This is a genomic window from Plantactinospora sp. WMMB334, assembly GCF_049179095.1.
Taxonomy (GTDB): domain Bacteria; phylum Actinomycetota; class Actinomycetes; order Mycobacteriales; family Micromonosporaceae; genus Plantactinospora.
Map to the genome: position 1 here is coordinate 2,521,902 of NZ_JBMHME010000002.1, position 21,165 is coordinate 2,543,066.

The window sequence follows — 21,165 nt, forward strand, 5'->3', positions numbered from 1 at the left end:
ACGGCGGCTGCCGTGGAGCCCGGGGACCCAGCTCAGCGCGACGGCGGGCGGTAGGCCCGGACCAGGGTGTCGATCGCCTCGCGTTCGGCGTCGGGGACGGGGCGGCGTACCCGCTCGGCCCGCTCCACCCGCAGACCCGGCAGCCGGGCCGCGATGCCCTCCGGGGTGTGCAGCACGGCCGGGTCCTGCGGCCCGCCGACGCCGTGCCGCAGGTTCTCCGCGTCGTGCCCGACCACCAGCAGCACCCCACCCGGAACGAGCGCCCGGGCGGCCCGGTCCAGCACGGTGTCGAGTTCGCCGGCCGGCAGGTGCAGGTACGCCACCAGCACCAGGTCGAACCCGCCCGGCTCCGGCTCGTACTCGAGCAGGTCCGCGACGACCCAGTCCAGCGCGACGCCGACCGCCTCGGCGAGCCGCCGTCCCTTCTCGACGGCGACGGCGGAGAAGTCGACGGCGGTGACCTCCCAGCCCTGTCCCGCCAGCCAGATCGCGTTGCGACCCTCTCCGGCGGCGAGGTCCACGGCCCGGCCCGGTGGCAGGTCGGCCAACTCGGCCTCGACGAACCGGTTGGGCACGGCGCTCCAGAGCAGCTCCGTCGAGGCGTAGCGGTCATCCCAGGTCGATGCGTCCACGATCCCGCAGCCTACCGTCCGGCTCCGGCGCAGGCAGATGACATTCATCTCGGTGAGCCGCGACATTTGGCGTTCCAGACGCGAAGAAGGTTTACACCCTCGAAAAGCTTCGATAGCTTTGGCCTAACTTTCGGTTCGGCGGCCAAAAGCTGACGAGCAACCGGCTCCGGGCCGCCACCACGATCGCCGACCGTCGCCGCACCGCGACGGCGATCCGGCTTGCGCCCCGCCGTCCGGCCCGCGCCTGCTGTTGAGAGGGGATCGAAACAATGGGTAAGCACAGCATCGACCGCCGCGCGTTCCTGCGCGGGCTCGCCGGGACCACGGTCGCGGTCGGGGCCGCGACGCTGGCCGAGACGCCGGCCCTGGCCAGCGGGGGCGGCCGGGGCAGGGGTGGACGGCTCATCCCGAAGGAACGGACCGGCATCCAGCTCTACAGCGTGCGGGACAAGGTCGCCGAGTACGGCTTCGCCCGGGTCTTCGAGGAGCTGTCCCGGATCGGCTACCGGGAGGTCGAGTTCGCCGGCTACACCCAGGGCAGCCTCGGCGCCATCACCCCGAAGCAGATCCGGCGCCTGCTGGACTGCAACGGCCTGCGCGCTTCCGGCAGCCACCGCGGGCTCGCCGACTTCCGGAACAACCTCGACGAGGAACTCGACATCGCCCGCACCCTCGGGATGCGCTACCTCGGCACCGCCCAGGCGCCGACGGAGGACCGGACCGTTGACGGCTACAAGGCGGCTGCGGCGGAGTTCAACGCCTGGGGCCAGCGGGCCGCCCGCCGGGGCATCACGATCTACCAGCACAACCACACGATCGAGTTCAGCTTCGCCGTCGACCAGCCGGCCGTGCGCCTCTACGACGTCTTCCTGGAGCACACCGATCCCCGGGTGGTGGCGCTGGAGATGGACATTCTCTGGGCGTACGGCGGGGCGCGGAAGTACCCCGGCTTCCGGCCGGTCGACTACGTCAACGCGCACCCGCACCGCTATCCGCTCTTCCACGTCAAGGACGGGGTGCCGCTGCCCGACCCGCAGCAGGGCAACTCCTACGCGGATGTGGAGTTCGGGCTCGGCGAGATCCCGTTCGACGAGTTCTTCGGCGCGCTGCGCGGCAACCCGTACCGCTACGGCTACCTCTGGGAGCAGGACACCGCGCCGAGCGCGCAGCCGAACCCGCCCGGCTCGCTCGGTGCGGCGGAACGCAGCTACCGGCGGATGCGGGCGCTACGCGGACACCGCTGAGGCGGTGGTGACCGGCGGAGGCGGCGGCCGGCTTCCACTCCTGGCTGGGCCGATGATCGTGGTTCGGATAGGGTAGATACCGGTGTGCCGGGAAGTCTGGTCGGCGATTGGATCGTCGACCCACCGGAGGCACCCAGATGGTCACCCCCGGCAGCCGCAAGCCGCGTCTGTTCGCCCGTGGTAGCTGGTCCGAGGTTCGCCGTGTCGGCGACATCCTCCGGACCGAGACCGTGGGCGGGGTGCTGCTGCTCATCGCCGCCGTGCTGGCCCTCGCCTGGGCGAACTCGCCGTGGTCCGAGTCCTACCGGACGCTCGGCGCCTTCGAGATCGGCCCCGCCGCCCTGCACCTGGACCTCAGCCTGGCGACCTGGGCGGCCGACGGACTGCTGGCGATCTTCTTCTTCGTCGCCGGGCTGGAGCTCAAGCGTGAGTTCGTCGCCGGTGACCTGCGCGAGCCGCGCCGGGCGATGCTGCCGGTCGCCGCCGCGGTCGGCGGCATGGCGGTGCCGGCCCTGATCTACACGGCCTTCAACGCGGGCGCCGGAGACGGTGCGCTGGCCGGCTGGGCGATCCCGACCGCCACCGACATCGCGTTCGCGCTCGCCGTGCTCGGGGTGATCAACACGCACCTGCCGGCGGCGATGCGCACCTTCCTGCTCACCCTCGCGGTCGTCGACGACCTCCTGGCGATCGTGATCATCGCCATCTTCTACACCGGCTCGCTGAGCTTCGGGCCGCTGCTGCTGGCGCTGATCCCACTGGCCCTCTTCGGCCTGCTGGTGCAGCGCCGGGTGCGCTCCTGGTGGCTGCTGCTGCCGCTGGCCGCGGTGACCTGGGTGCTGGTGCACGAGTCAGGCGTGCACGCCACGGTCGCCGGAGTGGCGCTCGCGTTCACCGTGCCGGTGCTGCGGCGCAAACCCGGCCCCGGGCCCGGGCTCGCGGAGCACTTCGAGCACCGCTTCCGACCCGTCTCCGCCGGGTTCGCGGTGCCGGTCTTCGCCTTCTTCGCCGCCGGGGTGTCGGTGGCCGGTGCCGGCGGCCTCGGCGCCTCCCTGACCGACTCGGTCGCGCTCGGCGTGGTGGTCGGGTTGGTCGCCGGCAAGGCCGCCGGGGTGCTCGGCGCGACCTGGCTGGTGCAGCGGCTCACCCGGGCCCGGCTCGCCGAGGGGCTCGGCTGGTGGGACGTGTTCGGGCTGGCGCTGCTGGCCGGGATCGGCTTCACCGTCTCCCTGCTGATCGGCGAGCTGGCGTTCGGCGCCGGCACCGAACGGGACGACCACACCAAGATCGGCGTACTGCTCGGGTCGCTGCTCTCGGCGGCGCTGGCCACCGTCGTCCTGCGGATGCGCAACCGGCACTACCAGCGCATCTGCTCGCTCGAGGAGCGCGACACCGACGCCGACGGCGTGCCGGACGTCTACCAGGAGCAGAGCCCCCGAACCTGAGCGGGCGAGGGGTGGCCCGACCGGATTGTGCGCCCAGCGCCGATCCGGACCGCCGCCCCGCCGGTCTCCTTCCGCCCGTCGATGCCGGCGGGTAGGCTCCGCCGTGGTGTGCCGGGAAGTCTGGTCGGCTGTCGTGTCCGTCGCCGACCGGGGAGAGCCCGTGACCGCTGCCGCCATCCGCACCACCGGGTTGACCAAACACTACGGCCCCGTCCGCGCCCTGGCGGCGTTGGACCTCACCGTGCCGGCCGGCCAGGTCTTCGGCTTCCTCGGGCCGAACGGCGCGGGCAAGTCCACCACGATCCGGCTGCTGCTCGGGCTCGCCCGCCCGACCGCCGGACGCGCCTGGGTCTTCGACACCGACGCCGCGGACGTGGCGGCGGCGCACCGCTTCATCGCGTACGTTCCGGCCGACGTCGCGCTCTGGCCCGACCTGACCGGCGCCGAGATCCTGGAGCTGCTCGGCCGGATCGGGCCGGGAGTCGACCCGGCCTACCGGGACGAGCTGGTGCGCCGGTTCGCCCTCGACCTCGGTACGCCCGGACGGGCGTACTCGACCGGTAACCGGCAGAAGGTGGCTCTGGTGGCCGCCTTCGCGACCCGGGCTCCGCTGCTGGTCCTCGACGAGCCGACCAGCGGGCTCGACCCGTTGATGGAGCGGGAGTTCCGCACCGCCGTCGCCGAGGCCCGCGAGCGCGGCCGGACGGTCTTCCTCAGCTCGCACCAGCTCGCCGAGGTCGAGGCGGTCTGCGACCAGGTGGCGATCCTGCGCGCCGGCCACCTGGTCGAGGTCGCCGGTGTGGCGGAGCTGCGCCGGCTGCACCGCAGCCGGGTCGAGGCCACCTTCACCGGACCGGTGCCGGAGCTGACCGGCCTGCCCGGGGTCGAGGGGATGCGGGAGACCGGCCCCGGGCGGCTGCGGTTCACCCTGACCGGCCCGCCCGGACCGGCCTTGCGGGCGCTCTCGGACGCCGGGGTGAGCGCGGTGCAGATCTCCGAGCCGACCCTGGAGGAGATCTTCCTCGACTACTACTCGCAGGCGTCCCGGTGACCGCCGTCGACCTCCGCGCCGCGCGCGACGACGGCGCCTTCGGACGGGATGTGGCAGGCTCCGCCGGGCGTGCGGTGATCGGGCTGGCCCTGCGTCAGGTCCGGCGCGGCGCGGCGATCGTGGTCGTGCTGGTCGCCGGGATGTCCGCCCTGGTCGCCGCCACCTACACCGGCACGGTCGGCGACGCGCTCGACGCCGCCGCGCTCGCCGCGCTGGCCGGGAATCCGGCGATCCGTACCCTTTTCGGCACCCCGGTGGCCCTGGACCAGGCGGGCGGGTTCACGGTCTGGCGCACCGGCACCGTGCTCGGCGTACTGCTCGGGATCTGGGGCCTGCTCGCCGCCACCCGGACGATGCGGGGCGAGGAGGACGCCGGCCGCTGGGACCTGCTGGCCGCCGGGCGGCTGCCGGTCGCCGCGATCGTGATCCGGCACGTCGCCGTGCTGGCCGCCGTGCCGCTCGTCGCGGGAGTCGCGGCCGCCGGTGCGCTCACCGCCGCCGGCACCCCGCCGCACGGGGCGCTGCTGCACGGGGCCGGCCTGGCCCTGCTCGGGGTCCACTTCGTCGCCGCGGGCGCCCTCGCCGCACAGCTCTTCCCGACCCGGGGCGCGGCAAGTGGTGCGGCGATGGCCCTGCTCGGCGCCGGGTTGCTGGCCCGGATGCTGGGCGACGGCGTCGACGCGCTCGGCTGGCTGCGCTGGCTGTCACCGTTCGGGCTGGTCGCGCTCGTCCAGCCGTACGCGGCGAACCGCCTGTTGCCGCTGGCCGTGCTGGCCGCTGTCGCCGCCGGCCTGCTCGGCGCGGCGCTGGTGGCGACCCGGCACCGCGACCTGCGCGGCGGTTGGTTCGCCGCCCCGGCCGGCCGGACGCCCCGGCTCTGGCTGCTCGGCTCGCTGTCCGGGTTCGCCGCCCGCCGGCTGGCCGGCCCGCTGCTCGGCTGGGCCGTCGGCATAGCCGGGTACGCGCTGCTCATCGGCGTGGTCGCGGTGTCGATCACCAGCTTTCTCGCCGACAACACCCGCTTCGCCGACCTCGCCGCCGGGGCCGGATTCGGCGGCCTCGGCTCGGTCGAGGGCTACGTGGCCACCATGTACGCGCTGCTGGCGATCCCGATCGGCGCCTTCGTCGCCGTCCGGATCGGTGCGCTCGCCGCCGACGAGACCGGCCGCCGGCTCGCGCTGCTCTACGCGCAGCCCGTCACCCGGAACCGGCTGCTCACCGCCGAGCTGGCCGTCACCGTGGCCGGTGCGGTGTTGCTCGCCCTCGTCGCCGGGCTGGCCTCCTGGGGCGGCGCGGCCCGGGTCGGCGCGCCGCTCGGCCTCGGCGCCGCTCTCGCCGGCACCGTCAACGTGCTGCCGGTGGCGCTGCTGAGCCTCGGCGCGGCCGTGCTGGCGCTCGGCTGGCTGCCCCGGGTGGTCACCCTCGTCGGTGCGCTGCCCACGGCCGGCGGGTTCCTCTGGCAGGTCCTCGCGGACAGCACCGGCGCGCCCGGCTGGGTCGGCCGGCTCTCCCCGTTCGCGCATCTCGCCCCGGTCCCCGCCCAGCCGCCGGACGGCGGCGCGGCCACGGCCATGCTGGCCGTGGCCACCGCACTCACCCTGCTGGGAGCACTCGGCTACCGCAGGCGCGACCTGCGGGGGTGACGGGTGACGGCGCGGTGACGGCGCCGGCCCGCGCTTCCGGGCGGCATGGTCACGGCGCCGGGCGGCGCGGTGACGGCGTCGGCCCGGGCCCCGGGCGGCGCGTCGCGCGGGCCGGTGCCGGTGCCGGGGCCGGTCAGGCGGGGCGGGTCGTCGGGTCGGCCGTGGCGCGCAGCCGGACCTCCAGCGCGTCGAGGTCGGCGACGAACCAGACGTGACCGGCCCGGTTCGACTCGTGGACGAGAGCGCGCAGCGCCGCACTGGCGGCGAGGTGCCGGGAGATGTCGCCGACGACGACCAGCCGCAGCCGGTAGTTGACGAACTTCTGCATGACCTCGCCGGCGAAGCGGCTGCCGAGGGAGAAGAAGTGCTCGACCAGCCGGTTTGCCGGCACCGCCACCACCTCGGCACCGAGGAAGGCCGCGCCGATCAGGTCCAGCGCGTCCTGCTCGGTGGCGACCGGCGGGCCGGCCGGGTCGCAGACCAGCACCGGGACGCCGGCCAGGTGCCGAAGTTCGTCAGGCATCCGCCACCTCCCCGCCGACCGCCCCGGTGCCCCCGCCGACCAGCCCGTTCCCGCCGTCGAGTACGCCCTCGACCAGCCGCAGCAGCTCGGCGGTGGCACCGGGGTCACCGATTATCACGATCTTCATTCGGGCCCGCTCCTCGTCGTGGATGGTCTGCACCCGCAGCGGCCGCGCGGGGTCGTGGTGGGTGTTCGCCCCGGCCAGCAGGAGGGTGCCCAGTCGATCGGCGCCGGACCGGTCGATGCCGTCGACCTGCACGATGCTCGACACCTCGACCGCCGCCGGGCCGTGCCGGACCGGCTCGGAGCGGCCGGTCAGCGCGTCGAGGTCGGCCCGGGCGATCCGGTACTGCTTGCCGATCCGCACCGCCCGGAGCCGGCCGCTGCGGATGTAGCCCCGGACCGTCCGCACGTGCAGGCCGAGCCGGGCGGCGACCTGCTCCACCGAGTACATCTCGTTACCCATCGCTCCCTAAACTAGCTTACTCAAGGGAGGAAACGGCAGTTTATCGCGTACGCGTGGCGGGCGTGGCCGATACCTTCCCGCAACCGGCGGGCAAAGCGAGGGAAACGCGCCGCCCTTACGTTTCGAGGCGACTCAGCTATTGAGGCGCGCCTAGGGTTCCGCCGCCCCACCGTGCGGGCGGGACTGGTCCGAGAGGCGCAGGCGGGGCCGGCGGCGCGGTCGGCGCCGCTCCACGGCGGGACAAAAGCCCGGGAGACAGCCACCACCCGGCTGTTCCCCGGCCGGGCGACCTTCCCGGAGGTGCCCATGGGTTTCGCACACGATCATCCCGGTCCGCCGGACCCGCTGCCGCACGACAACCACGGACCCGAGGCCCGCTACGCGGTGCGCCGGGAGGCGGAACTGCCGACCGCCGCCTGGGAGGCGGAGGTCGAGCGCGGCCTGCGGCTCGGGCTGCCCGGCGCGGACTCCATCGTGGACCGCCGCATCCCGACCTTCTCCCGTGGCGAGCTGCCGCACTTCGCCGGCATCAACACCTTTCTCAAGGCGCCGTACGTCGAGGACGTCACCACCTGCGGCGCGTACGACGTGGCGGTGCTCGGCGCACCCTTCGACGGCGGTACGACGTACCGGCCGGGGACCCGGTTCGGGCCGCAGGGCATCCGGAAGATCTCCGCACTGTACGGGCCGTACAGCTTCGAACTCGGCGTCGACCTGCGGGAGTCGATCACGATCGCCGACCTCGGTGACGTCTTCACCATCCCCGGCAACATCGAGAAGACCTTCGACCAGATCACCAGGGCGGTCAGCCACGTCTACGGCTCGGGCGCGTTTCCGGTGGTGCTCGGCGGCGACCACTCGATCGGCTACCCGACCGTACGCGGCGTCGCCGAGCACCTCGACGGCAACCTCGGCATCATCCACTTCGACCGGCACGTCGACACCCAGGAGACGGATCTCGACGAGCGGATGCACACCACCCCGTGGTTCCACGCCACCGACATCCCGAACGTGCCGCCGAAGAACCTCGTGCAGATCGGCATCGGCGGCTGGCAGGCTCCCCGGCCCGGTGTGAAGGTCGGCCGGGAGCGGGGTACCACGATCATGACCGTCACCGACTGCGTCGAGATGGGCATCGAGACCGCCGCCGAAAAGGCCCTGGAGGTGGCCTGGGACGGCGCCGAGGCGGTCTGGCTCTCCTTCGACGTCGACTGCCTCGACGCCGCCTTCGTCCCCGGCACCGGCTGGCCCGAACCGGGCGGCTTCCTGCCGCGCGAGGTGCTCAAGTTCATCCAACTGATCGCCGAACGGCCACTCGCCGGCATCGAGGTGGTCGAGTGCTCCCCGCCGTACGACAACGCGGAGATCACCTCGCTGATCGCCACCCGGGTCATCTGCGACACCCTGGGCTGCCTGGTGCGCGCCGGTCATCTTCCTGGGAGAAGCCAATGAGAAGACGCCCGTTCATCCGACTGCTCGCGGCGGCGGCCTGCGCCGCCCTGCTCGGCACCACGGCGGCCTGCGGCGACGGGACGGATTCCGGTGCGGAGGGCTCCGCCACGGTACGGCTCGGCTTCAGCGCCTGGCCCGGCTGGTTTCCCTGGCAGGTCGCGCAGGAGAAGGGACTCTTCGAGGCCAACGGTGTCGACGTCGAGCTGACCTGGTTCGACAGCTACACCGACAGCCTCCAGGCGCTGAGTACTGGCAACCTGGACGCCAACAGCCAGACCCTCAACGACACCCTCACCTCGGTCAGCGGCGGCGCGGAGCAGACCATCGTGCTGGTCAACGACAACTCGACCGGCAACGACCAGATCATCGCCGCCCCGGACGTCGCCGACGTCGCCGGGCTGCGCGGCAGGAAGGTCGCGGTGGAGCAGGGCACCGTCGACCACTACCTGCTGCTGCTCGCCCTCGAACGCGCCGGCCTCTCCGAAGAGGACGTCACGCTGACCCCGCTGCTGACCGACGCCGCGGCGGCCGCGTTCGTGGCCGGGCAGGTCGACGCGGTCGGCGCCTTCGCGCCCTTCACCACCACGGCGCTGGAGCGGCCCGGCAGCCGGGCCATCGCCACCTCGAAGGACTTCCCCGGGGCGATCCCGGACCACCTCGCCTTCGACGGCGCGTACGTGCGCGAGCATCCGGAGCAGGTGCAGCAGGTGGTGCAGACCTGGTTCGACACGCTGGAGTGGATCGCCGCCAACGAGGCGGAGGCAGTGGCGATCATGGCCCGTCGGGGTGGCGTGAGCGAGGCCGACTACCGGACCTACAACGCCGGCACGACGATCTTCACCCGGGAACAGAACCTCGCGGCGTTCTCCCCGGGCGGTGACGCCACCCACCTGGACTTCCAGGCCGACAGGATCGCCGAGTTCCTGGTCCGCACCGAACTGGCGCCGAGCAAGCCCTCGCTCGACGGCCTCTTCGACCCGACGTTCGTGCAAGCGGTGACCTGATGGAACGCCTGGCCAGCTCGGACGCGCCCGGTGCGCCCGACGCGCCCGAGCCGGCGCCGGTGCGGCGCCCGCCGACCGCCCGGCAGCTCTTCGGCCCGTTGCCCCGGCGCCGCCCGAACCGGCCACCGGGCCGGGTGCTGGCGCTGCGTACGCCGCTGCCCGGCCGGGCCCGCGCCGCCCTGGTGCTCACCTCGGTCGCCCTACCGCTGCTGGCCTGGCTGCTGCTCGGCGCGACCGGGGCGGTCGAACCCCGGTTCCTGCCGGCGCCGGGCGCGGTCTGGGCGGCCGGGCTGGAGATGGCCCGCAGCGGAGAGCTCCTCACCGACGCCTGGGCCACCGTCCGGCGGATCATCTACGGGTACGGGATCGGCGTGGCCGTGGCCGTCCCGCTCGGCGTGGCGATGGGCAGTTTCGCGGCGGCCCGCTCGGCACTGGAGCCGGCCAGCGGGCTGCTGCGCTACCTGCCGGCGGCCGCCTTCACCCCGCTGCTGCTGATCTGGCTCGGCATCGGCGAGGCGCCGAAGATCGCCCTGATCGTCATCGGCACGGTCTTCTTCAACATGCTGATGACCGCCGACGTGGTCCGGCAGGTGCCGATCGACCTGGTGAACGTCTCCTACACCCTCGGCGCCCGGCGCGGCGAGGTGCTGCGCAAGGTGATCCTGCCGTACGCACTGCCCGGCATCGTCGACACGGTACGGGTGAACTTCGCCGCCGCATGGGGACTGGTGGTCGTCGCCGAGCTGGTGAACAGCCAGGAGGGGCTCGGCAAGCGGATCCTGCTCGCCCAGCGTTTCACCCAGACCGACAAGATCTTCGCGATCCTGGTGGTGATCGGGCTGATCGGGGTGACCGCCGACGTCGTACTCCGGATCCTGCGGGACCGGCTCGGGCGGTGGGTGCCGTGACCACCGGGCTGCTCGAGCTCGTCGGTGTGCGGCGGGTGTTCCGCCGGCACGGCCGCGACGTGCCGGCGCTTGTCGACGTCGACCTGCGGATCGCCCGTAAATCCTTCGTCTGCGTCGTCGGAGCCAGCGGCTCCGGCAAGTCGACGCTGCTCTCCCTGGTCGCCGGCCTCGACCGCCCCTCCGGCGGGGAGATCCTGCTCGACGGCAACCCGGTGCTCGGGCCGGGCCCGGACCGGGGGCTGGTGTTGCAGAGCGGCGCGGTCTACCCGTGGCGGACGGTCGAGCGCAACGTCGGCTTCGGCCTGGAGCTGCTCCGCATCGACCGGGCGGAGCGGGCCCGCCGGGTCGCCTGGTATCTGGAGGAGACCGGGCTGACCGCGCTCCGGTCGGCGCTGCCGAAACAGCTCTCGGGTGGGCAGCGGCAGCGGGTGGCGATCGCCAGGGCGCTCGCCTGCGAGCCGGACGTCCTGCTGCTCGACGAGCCGTTCGGCGCGCTGGACGTGCAGACCAAGGAGGACATGCAGCTCTTCCTCCGCCGGGTGTGGCGGGACACCGGCACCACCGTCCTGATGGTCACCCACGACGTGGAGGAGGCGGTCTTCCTCGGGCAGCGGGTGGTGGTGCTGGCCAGCAACCCCGGGCGGGTCGCCGCCGATCTCACGCTGGAGCTGCCGGACGAGCGGGACCTCGACCTGAAGCGGGCGCCGGAGTTCCTGGCGGCGCGGGCCCGGGTCGAGGACCTGGTCCGGACCTTCCACCACGCCGGATAGCCGCAGCCGGATCGGTCGTACCCCGGCGCTATGGTCGGCCGGCGCACCGATGTCGAGAAGCAGGGAGGCGGTCACCCGTGCACTGGACCCTGGAGGTGGTGGTGGTCCCGGTCTCCGACGTGGACCGGGCCAAGACCTTCTACGCCGACCAGCTCGGCTTCGACGTCGACCACGACACCCGGATCGGCGACGGCATCCGGATCGTCCAGCTCACCCCGCCCGGCTCGGGCTGCTCGATCGTGATCGGCACCGGAGCCGTGCCGGAGATGCCGCCCGGCTCGCTGCGCGGGTTGCAGCTCGTCGTCAACGACCTGACCAGGGCGCGTGCCCAGCTCGTGGAGCGGGGTGTCGAGGTCAGCGAGATCCAGGTCCTCGGCGAGAATCCGAGGCCCGTCGCGGATCCGCTGGACAACGTGGGGTTCGTCTTCTTCAGCGACCCGGACGGCAACGGCTGGGCCGTGCAGCAGATCTCCTCCCGGGGATAGCGCCCGTCCCGGTCCGGGCTACGCCGAACCTGCCGGTACCGTCGGCAGCCCGGCGGTGGCGGCGCGCAACTGCGACTCGGAGAGTTCGTGGTCGGCGAGGTCGCCCGCGAGAAAGGCACCGTACGCGGCGAGGTCCAGATGCCCGTGCCCGCAGAGCGCGGTCAGGATGACCTTCTCCTCGCCGGTCTCCCGGCAGCGCAACGCCTCCTCGACGCAGGCGGCGAGCGCATGGGTGGGCTCGGGAGCCGGCACGATCCCCTCGGTACGGGCGAACCGCACCCCCGCCTCGAAGCACTCCCGCTGACCCTTCGCCGCCGCCTCGATCAGGCCCAGCTCGTAGATGTGCGAGATCAGCGGCGATATGCCGTGGTAGCGGAGCCCACCGGCGTGGATCGGGTCGGGGATGAAGTCGTGCCCGAGGGTGTGCATCTTCATCAGCGGGGTCATCCCGGCGGTGTCGCCGAAGTCGTACGCGTAGACGCCTCTGGTCAGCGACGGGCAGGAGGCCGGTTCGACGGCCCGGATCGTCACGTCCAGCGTGCCGGCCAGCTTCTCCCGGAGGAACGGGAACGCCAGCCCGCCGAAGTTGGAGCCGCCGCCGGTGCAGCCGACGATCAGGTCCGGGGTCAGCCCGACCTTGCCGAACTGCAGGAGCGCCTCCTCGCCGATCACCGTCTGGTGCAGGAGTACGTGGTTGAGCACGCTGCCCAGCGCATAGTTCGTGTCCGGGCTGCCGGCCGCCACCTCGACCGCCTCGGAGATGGCGATGCCCAGCGAGCCGGGCGAATCGGGGTGATCCGCCAGCACCGCCCGACCGGCCGAGGTGAGTTCGGACGGTGACGGGTGGACAACCCCGCCGAACGTCTCGATCATGATCTTCCGGTACGGCTTCTGGTCGTACGAGGCGCGCACCTGCCACACCTCGCAGTCCAGGCCGTACTGCGCGCAGGCGAAGGCGAGTGCGGTGCCCCACTGGCCGGCCCCGGTCTCGGTGGTCAGCCGGCGGATTCCGGCCGCCGCGTTGTAGTACGCCTGCGGCACCGCCGTGTTCGGCTTGTGCGATCCCGCCGGCGAGACGCCCTCGTACTTGTAGAAGATCTTGGCTGGGGTGTCGAGCGCCCGCTCCAGCCGGTGCGCCCGGTACAGCGGGGACGGTCGCCACAGCCGGTAGACGTCCCGCACCTCCTCCGGGATCTCCACGTAGCGTTCGGTGGTGACCTCCTGCCGGATGAGCTCCGCCGGAAAGAGCGGTGCCAGGTCGTCCGGGCCGACCGGCGCCAGCGTGCCCGGATGCAGCACCGGCGGCGGCGCGGCGGGCAGGTCGGCCAGGATGTTGTACCAGCGGCGCGGCAGCTCCGACTCGTCCAGCAGAATCTTGCTCGGCTCACCCATGGCCACGAATTGAACCCGCCGGACGCCCCGCTGTCCATGGCCCCGCTGTCCTTGGCCGTGCTGTCCATGGCCGTGCTGTCCCTACCCGGTCGGCGGCGGCCGACGGAGTGATCCGCCGGCCGCTCCCCGTCCACTCGGGCCGAGGCGCCGGTGCGCCGGTCAGTCCTTCGGCCTGCCCTTGGGCGCGGTGTCCCACTCCGGGTTGCCCAGCGTGCCCACCCAGGTCCGCACCTGGTCCACGTCGGCCGGCGCGAAGGCGAGGCTGAGCAGGAGCAGCAGCCGGGCCTTCTGCGGCAGCAGGTCGTCGCCGGCGATGATCGGCGAGGTGGTGCTGCCGCTGTAGCTCGCGCCGGAGCCGGTCCGGGTGGTGCTGACGAAGATGACTCCCTTCGCGGCGGCGGCGCTCCGGGCGCTGCTCTGCGCCGAGGAGATGCCACCGGCGCCGGTGCCGGCGGTGACGATGCCCTTGACCCCGGCGTCCGCGAAGGCGGTGATCGCCTCGCCGCCGGCCTGCTGGTAGCCGTAGACCACCTCGACCCGGGGCAGGTCGGTCGGGGCGACCCTGGACAGGTCGAACGGGGTCAGCCAGCGCTGCTTCGCGTCGCACTTCTCGACCCGGGCCGGCGCCCGGCCGACCTTGATGTTCGGCCCGTCGATCCAGCCCAGGACGCCGAACTCCCGGCTCTGGAAGGTGTCCATCCGGTATGAGCTGGTCTTGGTGACGTCCCGGGCGGCGTGGAACTCGTCGCCGAGCATCAGTACGGTGCCGTAGCAGTAGGTCGCCTGGCTGGCCGCCAGCACGATCGAGTTGTAGAGGTTGGCCGGTCCGTCGGCGCCGATCACCTGCGGCCCGTCCGGGGTCACCGCCGCCCAGGGCCGCATCGCCCCGGTCATCACCACAGGCTTGCGGCTCCGCACGGTCAGGTCCAGCCAGTACGCGAACTCCTCCATCGTGTCGGTGCCGCTGGTCACCACGACCGCGTCCGACTTCTTCAGCGCCGACTCGACGGCCAGGGTGAGCGCGTGGAACTCGGCGATGGTGTAGCCGCCGGAGCCCTTGTTGCCGAACTGCACCGTCGAGACGTCGGCGACCTGGCCGATCTCCGGCTGGAGCCGGGCCACCAGGTCACCGATGGCGATCTGGCCGGACCGGTATTCGGTGAAACTGCTGCGGGAGGTGGCGACGCCGGAGATGGTGCCGCCGGTGCCGATCACGGTGACCTTGGGCTTCTTCGCCTTCGCCGCGTTGACGGCCTGGGCGTACGCGACGCTGCGGATCTCGGTCGGTCCGGTGACCCCGGCGACGGTGCCGGTGACCGGTGGCAGCGCCATCGCCGCCGGTTCGGGGGAGCGGTCGATGACGGAGACGACGGTGGCGGTGAGTGCTGCGGTGAGGACGGGGACCAGGACGGCGGTCAGGCGCCGGGGTGTCGGCCGGAGCCGATCCGGAATGCTGGACAATGCGACCTCCAGTCGGATGGGGGTAAGGAGCATCGTCCGAGCTGCTGCTTTCTTCGGCGTTACAAGATCATTTCCGCTTCCTGCCTTCTGGAACGCGCCCGATCCATCGCCGGTATTCGATCTCTGGATGTGGGCGGTCAGGTGCCGGTTCGAGCGACTGCCGGCCGGCAGGCTTCGTGGTGGACGAGCCGACCGCCGGGCTCGACCCCGAGGAGCGGTACGCTTCCGCACCCGCCGGTGGTCGCCGAGGGCCGGCGCGCGCTCGGGCTCGGCCGGACACAGGTCGTGGCGGCAGGCGTGGGGGACGTTCACGCGGCGCCCTGTGCACGGAGCCGATGCTGCAGTGCCGTCTCGAGGTCGTCCGGAAGGCGAAACCATCCATTGACGGTGAAGAGCCGGTGTTTCGGGTTGTGCTGGTAGGACCCTGACACCGGCTTTCCGGCATTGACCTGGACGGCGCCGATGATGTCCTCCGAAGAAACCCGGCCTGCCGGGTCAGGTGTGCGGGCGTCCAGCAGATACACGTAGCCGCTGCCCTGGACATCGGCCTCCCGGCAGATGTCGCCGTTGTTCGTGACGTTTTCGAAGATCACCCTCGACAGCAGCCGAAGGAACGGACCGCTTTCCCGCACGTCGGCCGGCGTCAACTCGCCGCGGTCGGCGCCGCCGCCGACAACTGCCAGGACCGCCTCGGGGTGTAGCCCGTGTTGATATACCCAGTCAGGCTCCAGTAAGGACACGACATCCCGCTCGCCGCCGCCGAAGTCCATGAGGTACCGGAACACGAGGCGATCATGTGGCAGCACGCCGAACACCGTATCGGCAGGTTCGGACGCAGGTCAGCCGGGGCGGTCGGCGCGGCGGGCGTACCCGGGCCACCGCGCCGATCGCGGCAGTCGGGTGTGGTGGCGAGGTGGCAGGATGCCTGAATGGAGATTCGGTTCGACGTCGGTGACGAGCATGGTCGGGTGTTGGTGGAGGTCGTGCCGAACGTCGACCCGATGGCCGTCGGCAAGAGCGAGCGGGACCGGGGCATGCCGGTCTGTACCGCGTCTGTCGAGTTCAGCGCTCGTGGCTACCGGTCGCTGTTGGGCTGGGTGCAGTTGGTCCGCGATCCCGGCGCGGCAGCGGGGTTCGAGATCGACCCCTTCGATCTGTTTGCCGACTCCAGCGCGCCCTTCGCCTGGTACGGGTTTCGACCGACGCTCTTCGACGCTCCTTCCCGTTGGCGTTCCGGAGTGGTGCAGTGGCAGGCGCACAGCTTCCTGACCATCGGTCCGTGGGACGGTGACCGGCGGCTCGTCGTCCCTCTGGTCGGCTTCGCGTGGGGCTACAAACAGGACGCGGAGGACCGGACCGGACCGGACCGGTTGCGCGTGTCGCCGGTGCGGTTGCTCGGGCCGGCCGACTGGGACGGCCATCGCGGTTACCTGACGGAGCGGTATCCGACCTGGAGGTTCGGCGACGGAGGCCCTCTCGCCGCGCAGTCCTGACGCCCGCCCTTGCCGAGGACGCGGTTCGCCGAGCGGCGGCAATACGCCCGACACGAAGACCGGGACACCCCGGTGCGGCAGATCAGCGCGTTGCCGCTCCGCCGGATTCGGTTACGTCGGGCCACGCCAATCGGAAGCAGCGGGGAGCGTCGTTGAGCCGGGTCGGGTCACCGCCCGGCGGTGGCACCGTCGCCGCCGCCACGCAGGTGGCTCCGCGTGACCGGTAGAACTGCTGGGCGGCGGTGTTCTGCTGCAACACCCACAGATGCATCGCGTTGCCGGTCGCCCGCTCGGCGACGGCTCGGGCGGCACGGCCCAGAAGCTGGGTACCGATGCCGGTCCGGCGCTGGTCGTGGACGACGTGCAGGTTGTCCACGAGGCTGCCCCACGTCGGGTCGTCGTCGAACACGACGTGGACGAAGCCCACCAGCCGGCCGTCGTGCTCGGCGATGATGGTCTCGCTGTTGGTCGGTGCGGCCAGGCGCGCCGACCACACCGAGCGGCGGTCGGCCACGACGTCGCCGTCGAGGAACGAGTCGGCGTAGGCGCCCCGGTAGTGCCGGCGCCAGCTCTCCGCGTGCAGCACCGCGATCTGCTCGGCGTCGCTCGCATCAGCGGGTCGGAGTCGTACCGGGCCGAACCGTGCGGTCTGTCCATTGGGCACTGTGATGTCGCCGGAGGACGGGATCATCGGCAGGCAGCTCCTCTCGCGGCTTGCCCGGCACCGGTGTGCCGAGCCCGGTCCTCACCCGGGGCACCCCGCCCGCGAACGGAGGGTAGCCGGCCAGCGAGCCGGGGCTTGGCGCTGGCGCTCATGACCTCTGTCGGCGACCGTAGCACCATCGGTCCCGCCAGCGGAACGTCCTTCGGCGGGGGCGTGGCGGTCGTGGCGGGAGCCGGAGGGCCTCGCGGGGCCGGCGCCTTGATCGTGCGCCTTGGCGTGACAGGGTGGCAGGCCCTCCTCAACCGGGCGCGGCTGTTCGCCCTCTCCCACGAGGCACGCAGCCGGCTCAACACGGCGCTGGCGACCGGCAACTTCGTCGGTGCCGCCATCGGCTCCGCTGCCGCGACCACGCTCTGGTCGGCAGGTGGCTGGACCGCGGTCACGAGCACGGGAACGGCGCTCTGCTGCTTCGTGCTCGGCTGGGACGTCGCGGTCCGCTCGTGGTCAACCCCGCCGCGACGGAGGACGCTGCGCCGGACACTGGTCGAAGCCTTCGACCTGTGGACCGGCCGCTATATCGGCTCCATGGCGGCGGAGGTCGCGGTGCTCATCGAGACCAACCCGGCCCTGCTGGGGTCCAGCGTCACGGCCTATCCTCAGCGCTTCGTCGAGATGGTCGCGAACGCTCTGGCGGAGGTCCTTCCCGCCGGGTGCGAGGGAACGGCCGGGGACATGGCCCGAACGCTGCGGTCCACCGCCGCCGGCATAAAGTACGAGGTGGCCACCCGGTCGGAATTCGTCACACGGATGACGATCGCCATCGACCTTTTCCTGCCGGCGCTCAGCGGCTGTGCACGGGATATCGACGCGAGCGGCAGTCGAGAGAGCTGACGTCCACGTGAGCCACGGCACTCACAAATCACCGTCTGCGAGCACCGAAGTATGAAGATAACGCGCTGCGCCGTCGGTGGCGGCCGCCACTGCCCGGTCCAGCCGTCGCCACACGTACGGCCTGAGTACCGTTGTCGCATCTGCCAGGGAGAAGAACTGGAAGGCCTCGATCTCCGGGTCTGTCGGGCGTAGCGACGTGATGCGTCGGTCGTCGAGGACGCCGCCGTCGAAGACGAACATGAGGCTGTCGTCCCAGGGCCCATGGGGGGCCACCCAGTCGACCACCAGCATGATCCCGAGCGACAGTTCGAGGCCAAGCTCTTCGCGTAGCTCACGCTCGGCGGCCTGGCGCGGTGGTTCGTGGTGTTCGGCCATGCCGCCTGGAAGGTCCCAGTCGGGCTTGTAGCTCGGATCCACCAGCAGGATTTCGCCCCGATGGTTCCGGATGAGCGCATCCGCACCGACGCGCTTGCGCGCCTGCCTGGCGTTGCCTTCGGCGAGGTACGCGTCCCAGGCGTCGCCGTCGCGTTCGTAGAGTGGTCGCTGTTCCCGAGGTGTCATAGCGGCGGGTGTCCTGCTGGTGGCTCGTGCAGGGCGCCGCTGGTACCGATCCATGCCCGTTCAAGCAGAGCCTGTCGAAGTTGCTCGATCACCTCGGAAGCCTCGCCACATCGCTTCGAGTGGGATCGGAGTAGCAGCGCTACATGCGTGAGACGGGCGACGAGCACGGCGGAGCCGAGGTTCACGGTGGAGGCGAGTACCTCGCGGATCAGCGGGCACGCCTCTTCCGCCTGTCCCTGGCCGAGTAGCGCGGTTGCAAGCGCGACCTGGGCGAAGGCCCGGCTACGCACCTGGCCACCTTGACGGCCGGCGAGTGCCTGGTGCAACTGCCTGGCCGCCTCGGTGAAGTCGCCGACTCGGAGGAAACACCAGGCTGCCTCCGAGGCGAGCGATGCATCGTCGAACGGGCTCAACCACTGCGAGGAGGAGCTGCACTCGCGCTGATATGCCGTGTCGGCGGCGGTGATCGCCGCCACAGCCTCGACCGGCCGTCCGCTCGCGGCCAACCCGCATGCGCGCATCGCGTGCAACCGGGCCTCAAGTGGACCGTGCGAAGGACCTTTGCGAAGGTGCGCGAATCCGGCATCGGCGTGCGAGACAGCAGCGTGCGCGTCGCCGTCCTGGCGGGCGCAATGGCTGAGGCTTGCGTGGATCTGAGCAGCTAGTTGAGTATCGCCGCTTGCGGCGGCAGCCGCGCTGGCGCGCAACAGATGCCGAGAGGCCATTGCCTTCGCGCCACTTTCCAATGCCATCCAGCCGGCCATCTCGGCAAGGGACGCTATTGGTGCCCAGGCGGGGAGGGTTCGTAGGTTCGGGCCGGTCGATGGCGGCGCAGACGAGTACTGGGCGAGGCGAGTTGCGACCGTCGCATACAGATGGGCGCCGCCGACCTGTCGATCGGCCGCACGGAGCGCGTGCACGAAGGGGAGCGTGACGCGGTGCGATCCGGGTGGTTGCTGCGGAGACCCGCTGCTGGGTAGCGCGAACCAGAGCATTTCGGCGGGCATGCCGAGTAGGAGCGCCCAACCGACCAGCCGATCGAGGTTGCGTAGCCCTGGCCCGTTCTCCAGGCGGCTGAGCTGAGCCTGCGTCTGGTTCATCCACCCGGCAACGAGATCTTGGGACAGCGGTCGTGGCCCATGGTGGGGATGATGCCGGTACGCCCGGATGACGTGGCCGATGTGGCGCTCGGCGAAGGCCTCCCGTAGCTCTACGGCCCGCCAGAATTCGGACGGCAGTGGTGGTGGCGCGAAAAGGTAGCCGCTGGTCCGGCTGGCGCACCGCCGACAGGCTTTCGTGTGGTTGTCTCTCGCCAATGGCGTGCCGCACCGGCGGCAGGCAGGCGGGGATGCGCTGGACATGTCGGGACCCCCACGAGAATCGCCGGTCGGGCAGCCGATCGGATGCCCGACGAGGTTATCGAATCAATGAGCTTTGCGTATACGTCCCACCAACGTTGCGTCATTCTGGCACGGCGCGTTCCCGGACACGATCAACCTACGGCCCGGGGCGGGTGCTGCGGCCAACGGTTTCGCGTTGTACGACGTGCCGACCGACCCCGCCCGCCTCGGTGCCGATCCGGTCGACAGGGTCGTATGACGTCGGGAGGGCACAGGTGTCCTGGTCAGCGGTAGCCGCCCGGAGGGCGGAGTGGGGTGGTGTTGCGGGTGGAGGGCTGGTGGGCGTACCCGGATGGACCGCTGGTGGTGGTCGGCGGTGACGGGCCGACCGGCCTGGCGGCCGTCCGCGGCCGTCGAGGTCTCCGACGAGATGGCGGAGCACTTCCGGGACACGATGCGCGCCCATGCCAACGATCCCGAGACCGGGGCCTGTGTGCGGTGTGGACGGAGTCGGTGTGACGAGTGGCGGTGGGCGTACGAGCGGCTGGTCCTGGCAGGCCGTTTCGACGCCCTGCCGGGCCCCTCCCGGCGGGGTGACGGTGTCGGGTCTGCGGAGGATGCCGGAGCCGACGGGTGACCGTGGCGGTGGTGTGGGGGCAGGGCAGGTGGCGGGCGGTTGACGGGGTCGTCGAGCTGGATGGATTGCTCGCCGGGCTGGCGGTGAGCCCGGTCGGGCCGCAGGTGGTGGGATTGTATCCGCCGGCGTTCCTGGAACCGGGGTTCCGACCGTGCGGGGCGGCACCGCCGCCGCCGTCGTTGCAGCTCGGGCTCGGGCATCCGGTGCGGGGGTTCCTCTACTGGACGGGGCCGGCCGGCGGTCTCGGTTTCGAACCGGAGGTGCCGCCGTGGCCGACCGGCGTTCATGAGATCGAGTTCGATTACGGTGGCGATCCGATCGCCTGTGGTCCCGAGCTGGCCAGTGTGGGCCCGGACGCGGTCCGGGACGCCGCACTGGAGTACGCCGTCACCGGTGCCCGCCCACGCCGGGTGCTGTGGCGCGACTGTTAGCCCGGGGGACCTCTCCGCTCTCCTGGCCATCGAAGCCGAACGGCACGCGGGCGCCTCAGGAGGCGTGCCGGCCCGTCGCGCCGGACCGCCACTCCGGCGCGAGGATCGACCAGATCTCCATGTCGTGCCGCTTCCCGCGGTAGGAATAGCGCTGCCGTAGTACGCCGTCCCGGGTCATGCCGAGGCGTCGGGCCACCGCGATGCTGGGCTGGTTCTCCGCCGAGACCACCCACTCGACGCGGTGGATGCCCCGCTCCTCGAACGCCCAGTCGATGATCACGCGGGCCGCCCGGGTCACCAGCCCGCTGCCGACCGCCGACGGCTCCAGCCAGCAGCCGGCCTCGGCAACGCCCTGCTGGACGTCCATCGTCCGGAACAGGACACCGCCGACCAGCGTGCCGCCGAGCCAGATGCCGTGGATCCGTCCGGTGTCGGCGGCGGCCTTCTCCGCGTAGCTCCGGAGGAAGGCGCGGCTCGACTCCAGGTCGGTGACGGCGTCCGGGAGCGCGATGTGTTGCCCGATGAACTCCCGGCCGCGTTCGATGTGGGTCAGGAACTCCTCGGCCTGCCACGGTTCGAGCGGGCGGAGCAACGCGCCGTCGTCGCCGAGGGATACCGCGTACATCCTCGTCCGTCCTCCCCGGGTCGCCGGAGGATCATGCTACGGCGTCG

General features: G+C 71.9%; 23 protein-coding genes and 2 riboswitches. Of the genes, 13 read left to right on the top strand and 10 right to left on the bottom strand.

The features are described from left to right. Positions 1-32: 32 nt before the first annotated feature. The gene (locus ACN27G_RS10685) at positions 33-632 is read right to left on the bottom strand and encodes a class I SAM-dependent methyltransferase (protein WP_421492632.1); all 600 of its coding nucleotides are present in this window, start codon (positions 630-632) and stop codon (positions 33-35) included. A 269-nt stretch (positions 633-901) separates the two neighbouring features. Between ACN27G_RS10685 and ACN27G_RS10690 the strand changes: the two genes are divergently transcribed. The 4 genes from ACN27G_RS10690 (at position 902) to ACN27G_RS10705 (ending at position 6,015) form a co-directional block, all read left to right on the top strand. Then, a complete protein-coding gene (locus ACN27G_RS10690; protein WP_421492633.1) occupies positions 902-1,876 on the top strand; it encodes a sugar phosphate isomerase/epimerase family protein in 975 nt (324 codons plus the stop codon). A 137-nt stretch (positions 1,877-2,013) separates the two neighbouring features. Next, the gene (gene nhaA, locus ACN27G_RS10695) at positions 2,014-3,321 is read left to right on the top strand and encodes a Na+/H+ antiporter NhaA (protein ID WP_421497291.1); all 1,308 of its coding nucleotides are present in this window, start codon (positions 2,014-2,016) and stop codon (positions 3,319-3,321) included. Positions 3,322-3,481: 160 nt separating this feature from the next. After that, positions 3,482-4,372, top strand: a complete 891-nt coding sequence (locus ACN27G_RS10700; RefSeq protein WP_421492634.1) for an ATP-binding cassette domain-containing protein — start codon at positions 3,482-3,484, stop codon at positions 4,370-4,372. Further along, the gene (locus tag ACN27G_RS10705) at positions 4,369-6,015 is read left to right on the top strand and encodes an ABC transporter permease (protein ID WP_421492635.1); all 1,647 of its coding nucleotides are present in this window, start codon (positions 4,369-4,371) and stop codon (positions 6,013-6,015) included. Before ACN27G_RS10700 ends, ACN27G_RS10705 begins: the two co-directional genes overlap by 4 nt. 133 nt (positions 6,016-6,148) lie before the next feature. Here the strand turns inward: ACN27G_RS10705 and ACN27G_RS10710 are convergent, their stop codons facing one another. Together ACN27G_RS10710 and ACN27G_RS10715 are read right to left on the bottom strand one after the other, a co-directional pair. Continuing rightward, positions 6,149-6,538: a DUF4180 domain-containing protein gene (locus ACN27G_RS10710; RefSeq protein WP_421492636.1), complete on the bottom strand. Its 390-nt coding sequence runs from the start codon at positions 6,536-6,538 to the stop codon at positions 6,149-6,151. Next, positions 6,531-7,004 carry a helix-turn-helix domain-containing protein gene (locus ACN27G_RS10715; protein ID WP_421492637.1) on the bottom strand — a complete coding sequence of 158 codons (474 nt, stop codon included), beginning with the start codon at positions 7,002-7,004 and terminating at the stop codon, positions 6,531-6,533. The genes ACN27G_RS10710 and ACN27G_RS10715 overlap by 8 nt, the downstream gene beginning before the upstream one ends. Before the next feature lie 139 nt (positions 7,005-7,143). Continuing rightward, positions 7,144-7,261: riboswitch (guanidine-I (ykkC/yxkD leader) on the top strand. 49 nt (positions 7,262-7,310) lie between these two features. On the opposite strand from ACN27G_RS10715, the gene ACN27G_RS10720 reads away from it, so the two are divergent. From ACN27G_RS10720 to ACN27G_RS10740, 5 genes are all read left to right on the top strand, one after another. After that, the gene (locus ACN27G_RS10720) at positions 7,311-8,456 is read left to right on the top strand and encodes an agmatinase family protein (RefSeq protein ID WP_421492638.1); all 1,146 of its coding nucleotides are present in this window, start codon (positions 7,311-7,313) and stop codon (positions 8,454-8,456) included. Continuing rightward, positions 8,453-9,460: an ABC transporter substrate-binding protein gene (locus ACN27G_RS10725; protein ID WP_421492639.1), complete on the top strand. Its 1,008-nt coding sequence runs from the start codon at positions 8,453-8,455 to the stop codon at positions 9,458-9,460. Before ACN27G_RS10720 ends, ACN27G_RS10725 begins: the two co-directional genes overlap by 4 nt. Next, positions 9,460-10,368, top strand: coding sequence for an ABC transporter permease (locus ACN27G_RS10730; protein ID WP_421492640.1), 909 nt, complete (start codon positions 9,460-9,462; stop codon positions 10,366-10,368). Before ACN27G_RS10725 ends, ACN27G_RS10730 begins: the two co-directional genes overlap by 1 nt. After that, on the top strand, positions 10,365-11,138 hold the full coding sequence (locus tag ACN27G_RS10735) for an ABC transporter ATP-binding protein (RefSeq protein ID WP_421492641.1): 774 nt from the start codon (positions 10,365-10,367) through the stop codon (positions 11,136-11,138). The genes ACN27G_RS10730 and ACN27G_RS10735 overlap by 4 nt, the downstream gene beginning before the upstream one ends. A 77-nt stretch (positions 11,139-11,215) precedes the next feature. After that, a complete protein-coding gene (locus tag ACN27G_RS10740) occupies positions 11,216-11,623 on the top strand; it encodes a VOC family protein (RefSeq protein ID WP_421492642.1) in 408 nt (135 codons plus the stop codon). Between the two features lie 18 nt (positions 11,624-11,641). On the opposite strand, the gene ACN27G_RS10745 is transcribed toward ACN27G_RS10740, so the two are convergent. The 3 genes from ACN27G_RS10745 to ACN27G_RS10755 form a co-directional block, all read right to left on the bottom strand. Continuing rightward, positions 11,642-13,015, bottom strand: a complete 1,374-nt coding sequence (locus ACN27G_RS10745) for a TrpB-like pyridoxal phosphate-dependent enzyme (protein WP_421492643.1) — start codon at positions 13,013-13,015, stop codon at positions 11,642-11,644. A gap of 159 nt (positions 13,016-13,174) precedes the next feature. After that, positions 13,175-14,476 (bottom strand): asparaginase, encoded by a 1,302-nt coding sequence (locus ACN27G_RS10750; protein ID WP_421492644.1) that lies wholly within the window; start codon positions 14,474-14,476, stop codon positions 13,175-13,177. A gap of 308 nt (positions 14,477-14,784) precedes the next feature. Next, positions 14,785-15,291 (bottom strand): hypothetical protein, encoded by a 507-nt coding sequence (locus ACN27G_RS10755; protein ID WP_421492645.1) that lies wholly within the window; start codon positions 15,289-15,291, stop codon positions 14,785-14,787. Between the two features lie 114 nt (positions 15,292-15,405). Here ACN27G_RS10755 and ACN27G_RS10760 point away from each other — a divergent pair, with 114 nt between their 5' ends. Then, a complete protein-coding gene (locus ACN27G_RS10760) occupies positions 15,406-15,969 on the top strand; it encodes a hypothetical protein (RefSeq protein WP_421492646.1) in 564 nt (187 codons plus the stop codon). A gap of 82 nt (positions 15,970-16,051) precedes the next feature. Here the strand turns inward: ACN27G_RS10760 and ACN27G_RS10765 are convergent, their stop codons facing one another. Then, positions 16,052-16,660, bottom strand: coding sequence for a GNAT family N-acetyltransferase (locus ACN27G_RS10765; RefSeq protein WP_421492647.1), 609 nt, complete (start codon positions 16,658-16,660; stop codon positions 16,052-16,054). A gap of 14 nt (positions 16,661-16,674) precedes the next feature. Continuing rightward, a riboswitch (SAM riboswitch) is annotated at positions 16,675-16,789 on the bottom strand. Here ACN27G_RS10765 and ACN27G_RS10770 point away from each other — a divergent pair. Next, positions 16,769-17,524: a hypothetical protein gene (locus tag ACN27G_RS10770; RefSeq protein WP_421492648.1), complete on the top strand. Its 756-nt coding sequence runs from the start codon at positions 16,769-16,771 to the stop codon at positions 17,522-17,524. It overlaps the preceding riboswitch by 21 nt. Before the next feature lie 21 nt (positions 17,525-17,545). Here ACN27G_RS10770 and ACN27G_RS10775 read toward each other — a convergent pair whose 3' ends face one another. Both ACN27G_RS10775 and ACN27G_RS10780 read right to left on the bottom strand, forming a co-directional pair. After that, positions 17,546-18,085 carry an NUDIX domain-containing protein gene (locus ACN27G_RS10775; protein ID WP_421492649.1) on the bottom strand — a complete coding sequence of 180 codons (540 nt, stop codon included), beginning with the start codon at positions 18,083-18,085 and terminating at the stop codon, positions 17,546-17,548. Further along, positions 18,082-19,185, bottom strand: coding sequence for a DNA-binding protein (locus ACN27G_RS10780; protein ID WP_421492650.1), 1,104 nt, complete (start codon positions 19,183-19,185; stop codon positions 18,082-18,084). Before ACN27G_RS10780 ends, ACN27G_RS10775 begins: the two co-directional genes overlap by 4 nt. A 616-nt stretch (positions 19,186-19,801) precedes the next feature. Here ACN27G_RS10780 and ACN27G_RS10785 point away from each other — a divergent pair. Continuing rightward, a complete protein-coding gene (locus ACN27G_RS10785; RefSeq protein WP_421492651.1) occupies positions 19,802-20,062 on the top strand; it encodes a hypothetical protein in 261 nt (86 codons plus the stop codon). After that, positions 20,059-20,493, top strand: a complete 435-nt coding sequence (locus ACN27G_RS10790) for an Imm1 family immunity protein (protein ID WP_421492652.1) — start codon at positions 20,059-20,061, stop codon at positions 20,491-20,493. The genes ACN27G_RS10785 and ACN27G_RS10790 overlap by 4 nt, the downstream gene beginning before the upstream one ends. 55 nt (positions 20,494-20,548) lie before the next feature. Here the strand turns inward: ACN27G_RS10790 and ACN27G_RS10795 are convergent, their stop codons facing one another. Beyond that, positions 20,549-21,118 carry a GNAT family N-acetyltransferase gene (locus ACN27G_RS10795; RefSeq protein WP_421492653.1) on the bottom strand — a complete coding sequence of 190 codons (570 nt, stop codon included), beginning with the start codon at positions 21,116-21,118 and terminating at the stop codon, positions 20,549-20,551. Positions 21,119-21,165 lie beyond the last annotated feature (47 nt).

Coding starts and splice junctions, on each gene's coding strand:
- ACN27G_RS10690 (WP_421492633.1), top strand. CDS start 902: ATGGGTAAGCACAGCATCGACCGCCGCGCGTTCCTGCGCGGGCTCGCC.
- nhaA (WP_421497291.1), top strand. CDS start 2,014: ATGGTCACCCCCGGCAGCCGCAAGCCGCGTCTGTTCGCCCGTGGTAGC.
- ACN27G_RS10710 (WP_421492636.1), bottom strand. CDS start 6,538: ATGCCTGACGAACTTCGGCACCTGGCCGGCGTCCCGGTGCTGGTCTGC.
- ACN27G_RS10715 (WP_421492637.1), bottom strand. CDS start 7,004: ATGGGTAACGAGATGTACTCGGTGGAGCAGGTCGCCGCCCGGCTCGGC.
- ACN27G_RS10720 (WP_421492638.1), top strand. CDS start 7,311: ATGGGTTTCGCACACGATCATCCCGGTCCGCCGGACCCGCTGCCGCAC.
- ACN27G_RS10725 (WP_421492639.1), top strand. CDS start 8,453: ATGAGAAGACGCCCGTTCATCCGACTGCTCGCGGCGGCGGCCTGCGCC.
- ACN27G_RS10730 (WP_421492640.1), top strand. CDS start 9,460: ATGGAACGCCTGGCCAGCTCGGACGCGCCCGGTGCGCCCGACGCGCCC.
- ACN27G_RS10745 (WP_421492643.1), bottom strand. CDS start 13,015: ATGGGTGAGCCGAGCAAGATTCTGCTGGACGAGTCGGAGCTGCCGCGC.
- ACN27G_RS10760 (WP_421492646.1), top strand. CDS start 15,406: ATGGAGATTCGGTTCGACGTCGGTGACGAGCATGGTCGGGTGTTGGTG.
- ACN27G_RS10765 (WP_421492647.1), bottom strand. CDS start 16,660: ATGATCCCGTCCTCCGGCGACATCACAGTGCCCAATGGACAGACCGCA.
- ACN27G_RS10775 (WP_421492649.1), bottom strand. CDS start 18,085: ATGACACCTCGGGAACAGCGACCACTCTACGAACGCGACGGCGACGCC.
- ACN27G_RS10780 (WP_421492650.1), bottom strand. CDS start 19,185: ATGAACCAGACGCAGGCTCAGCTCAGCCGCCTGGAGAACGGGCCAGGG.
- ACN27G_RS10795 (WP_421492653.1), bottom strand. CDS start 21,118: ATGTACGCGGTATCCCTCGGCGACGACGGCGCGTTGCTCCGCCCGCTC.